This is a genomic window from Gemmatimonadota bacterium, from assembly GCA_016209965.1.
In the GTDB taxonomy this organism is placed as follows: domain Bacteria; phylum Gemmatimonadota; class Gemmatimonadetes; order Longimicrobiales; family RSA9; genus JACQVE01.
The window spans coordinates 1-3,622 of sequence record JACQVE010000325.1 but is presented as its reverse complement, the minus strand read 5'-3'; the positions used below and the strand labels follow the sequence as shown (position 1 = coordinate 3,622).

Genomic DNA, 3,622 nt, shown 5'->3' with positions numbered 1-3,622 from the left:
CCCGCGATCAGCTCCCAGCAATCGCCCCCGTCGCGGCTGGCGAGGAGGTGGCCGCTCGAGGTGCCGAAATACAGCCCGCAGGGCTCCAGTTCGTCGCTGGCCATGGCTTCCCGCAAGATGGAGACGTAGGCGTGACTCTGAGGCAGCCCCCGGGTCAGCGCCTGCCACGAGCCGCCGGCATCCTGGCTGCGGTACACCCGCAGGCGGCCGCCAACCGTGGTGCGCATGTGGCTCGACTCCTCGGGAATGACGAAGAGCGTATCCGCATCGTGCGGGTCCACCGCCAGCGCGTAGCCGAAGTCGCTGGGCAGCCCCGTTGTGATCTCCAACCAGGTCTCCCCCCGGTCGTCTGAACGATACACTCCGCAGTGGTTCTGCTGGTACAGCCGATCCGGGCGGGCGGGGTGCAGCACCAGCTTGTGGACGCACTGCCCCGTCTCCGGATAGAGTTGCGGCAGGAACTCCGCGCGTACACCGCGGTTGGCCGGCACCCAGCTCGCGCCGCCATCCTCGGAGCGGTAGACGCCGCCCGCCGAGATCGCGCAGTACATGCGCTGCGGGGTGCGCGGATCGACGTGGATCGAGTGCAGCGCCAGCCCCCCACCGGCCGGCTGCCAGGTGCCGTGCGTGGGGTGCTCGTTCAGAGCGGCGACGCCGCTCCAGCTTACGCCGCGGTCCCGGCTGCCAAAGAGGCCGGCGGGCTCGATCCCCGCATAGAGCGTATCGGGTGCGCCAGCATGCCCGGGCGCCAGCGCCCAGATCGCCTGCAGGCCCCGCCCGTCCTGGTAATGTGGCGCCTCCTCCAGCACCTGCCAGGTCTCGCCGCGGTCCTCGCTCCCGTGCACGTGGGCGCCCCAGACGGTGTGGTCCGTCGCCGCCCAGGCGGTTCGGCCGTCACGCGGGTCGAGCCAGGCGTGGTACACCTCGCGCCCCTCGAGCAAGGGCTCGGAGAACGTCCACTGCGCACGCTCCGCCCCCGACCGCGCCAGGAAGAGCCCGCGCCTCGTGCCGATGAACAGCCGCACCTCTCTGGCCATCGCCGGTTCTACCCTGTGAGCCACTTGTTGCCGGCCTCACGGGCGCACGCCTCGAGCGCCAGCGCGAGGGTTGTCTGAACCTCTTCGTCAGTCATCGGTAGGATCAGCCGTAACGGGAAATCCCGGACCAGAGAGCGACCGAGGCCGCGCGCGACGGTTTCGCCCACGACCACCGGGCTCAGTCCAGGGTCCGATTCCTGAGCGTCACGAAGCAGCGACCGCATGCGCTGCCGGACGGTCTCATCGTCGGGCGTCGCGCCCGCCGCGCCAGGACGCCGGAGTATAGCGTGCAAGTCGATGTAGTCCCTGGCATCGGACCGTGTGCAGAGGGCACCGATCTTTCCCGCACAGATGTCTCGGAACGAGGCAACTCGAACGCCCTCCTGGGTGAGCAGGGAAGGCTCCAGCATAAAGGCGGACTCCCTGCCGAAGTCGACTCGGATCGGCTGGTCTCGAGGATCGACGCCCTCCGTCACCAGATAACGTGCGAACCCCTGGTTCAGCGGCTCGTGCTCCCTGATGTGGACGTACAGCCCGTCGCGTTCGAGCCGATCCCGCACGAACAGCGCAAAGTCCTTCGCATTCAGGGTCGGCCCGCCGAAGAGATCGAGGTCCTCCGACTCGCGGTGCTTCAGGTAATACGCCGAGAGGGCCGTCCCACCCATGAGCCGCAGGCCGATAGGTCCATATTCGCGCTCCGCCGCACCGACGATGCGCAGGATCTGTATGTGCAGCGAGCGCAGGATTAGGGGGTCGCCAGGCAACATCGTCGGCGTGGCTAGGCACCGGCTCGGGCTGGCATCTGCTCCAGCACCAGCCGCCAGAAGCGACGCCGTGGATCGGGGATGGGAAGGTCCTCCAGCTTTCGCCGCAGCAGCTCGGGCGTGACGAGCTTGGCGATCACGTCCATCCGCCTGGTCGAGAGGATACGCGCCAGGACCTCGGGCTTCTCCACTTCGATCGCGGCGTCGGGTGCCGCGTCCCAAAACACGCCCGGGAAATCGCGGTAACGGTAGCCACTCCCCGTCGCCTGTCGTTCCATCGTATGCCCGCTCTCGCTCGTGCGGCCCTTACAACCCACGGCAAAATAGGGCGCCTCCCGGCGGGGGCCAACCCGAAGACCGGGATCTGTGCTGGAGAAAGGGACCGTTGGCGGCAGCGAGGTAGGCACCGTAACCGCCTCTCCAGCCGCGCCACTACTTCCGTTGGCGGCTGCCGAAGGCATGCTCACGCCGCCCGGTGGACGTTAGGCTTCGCCCGATCAGAGCAGGGTCATGAGGTAGGCGACGAGGTCGTTCACGTGCTGGGGCGCGAGCCCGAGCTTGTCGGGCCCGGGCATGTCGGCCGTGTAGCCGGGCACCAGGTAGGTGCCGGGTTCCAGAATCGAGGCGCGGACGTACGCCTCGGCCGAGGGCCAGCGCCCGGGGTCCGGCGTGGGCCGGGAGGCGACGCCCGTGAGCTCAGGGCCCACCATGCCGCCCACGCCGTTCACCAGATGGCAGCCGTTGCAGCCGATCTGGCCGAAGAGCAGTTCCCCGCGCCGGGCATCGCCCGGGGCCGCCCGCGCGGCCTGGTCCCCGGGCTCGCGCGCAGCCTTGCCTGCCGTGTCCGCCGCCGCGGCGGCAGCCGCGCGGTCTCCCTCGTCGCGGCCGCCGGCCCTACAGCCGGCCACCAGCGCCATGGCCAGCAGCGCCGCGGCCGACGGCCGCCTTACCGCGAGGCCGATCAGGCTCTGCAGTCCGGGGCCCTGGTGGGCATGAACTGCCGGTCCAGCCCCGGCTCGATGGTGCGGGCCGGCATCCCCATCATGGCCGGCATGTCGAACTTCTCGACCGCGATGTGCTTCAGCCAGTAGCCCTCCTCGCCCGGCTTCGAGCCGCCGTGACCAGCGTCCCACGCCCCGACCTTCGCCGTGCGATGGAAATGCGTGAACCCCTCCGGCTGATCCTCCGCGCACCAGCGGCCTTTCACGCCATAGCCCGTGTAGATCACCTTCGCCGCCTGGGGCAGCGGCTTGTCGTAGTGCAGGAACAGCAACGTGCCGTCGCCATTGTCGAACCAGAGGTGCTCCGGCGCGTCCGGATCGAAGGGGCTGTCCTGCGTGAACGCGCCCACCAGTTGCGCGCCCGTCGTGTGCACGGCCGCATCGGGCACCTCGGTGGGACCCGCCGCCGTGGGCAGTGTTTCCGCTGGCATGGGGCCGGTTTCGGCGGCCGGCGCCGGCTGCTCCTCGGCCGCCGCCTCCTCCCTCGGCTGGGTCTCACACGCCGCCAGCGCGGCGAGGACGAGGGGCGCGATCAGCCAACCGCCTCTTGCGGCCAGGGGCGTGGCAGTACGAGTGGCTCTCATGAATCCTCCCTCCCTTCCAGGACTGTTGCGCCGGGCTCCCTTCGCGCCGGCTGGTTGGAGAATTCTGGACCTGCGGCCCCAGAACCCCCAGAGGCATGTGCGGCCAAGTGAACGCGCGGCGACCCGGCCAAGATCGGCCCGGCCGCCTCGCCGCGCCTTGCGCAGGAACCCGCGCTGCGCGCAAGACCCGTACCCTGAAGCTCTCCTTCGCTCCAATCCGGGGGGCGGCACTCGGG

At 70.0% G+C, this 3,622-nt stretch carries 5 protein-coding genes; all 5 read right to left on the bottom strand.

The genetic code is table 11. The features are described from left to right. On the bottom strand, positions 1-1,037 hold a 1,037-nt coding region (locus HY703_12965; GenBank protein MBI4546103.1), incomplete at its 3' end, for a hypothetical protein. A gap of 8 nt (positions 1,038-1,045) precedes the next feature. After that, entirely contained in the window at positions 1,046-1,804 is a 759-nt protein-coding gene (locus HY703_12960) for a nucleotidyl transferase AbiEii/AbiGii toxin family protein (GenBank protein ID MBI4546102.1), read from the bottom strand. A gap of 11 nt (positions 1,805-1,815) precedes the next feature. Then, complete coding sequence (locus HY703_12955; GenBank protein MBI4546101.1) at positions 1,816-2,079, bottom strand: hypothetical protein; 264 nt, start codon at positions 2,077-2,079, stop codon at positions 1,816-1,818. Positions 2,080-2,298: 219 nt separating this feature from the next. Next, positions 2,299-2,718, bottom strand: coding sequence for a cytochrome c (locus tag HY703_12950; protein ID MBI4546100.1), 420 nt, complete (start codon positions 2,716-2,718; stop codon positions 2,299-2,301). Between the two features lie 44 nt (positions 2,719-2,762). Beyond that, complete coding sequence (locus HY703_12945; GenBank protein ID MBI4546099.1) at positions 2,763-3,386, bottom strand: hypothetical protein; 624 nt, start codon at positions 3,384-3,386, stop codon at positions 2,763-2,765. Between the last annotated feature and the right edge of the window lie 236 nt (positions 3,387-3,622).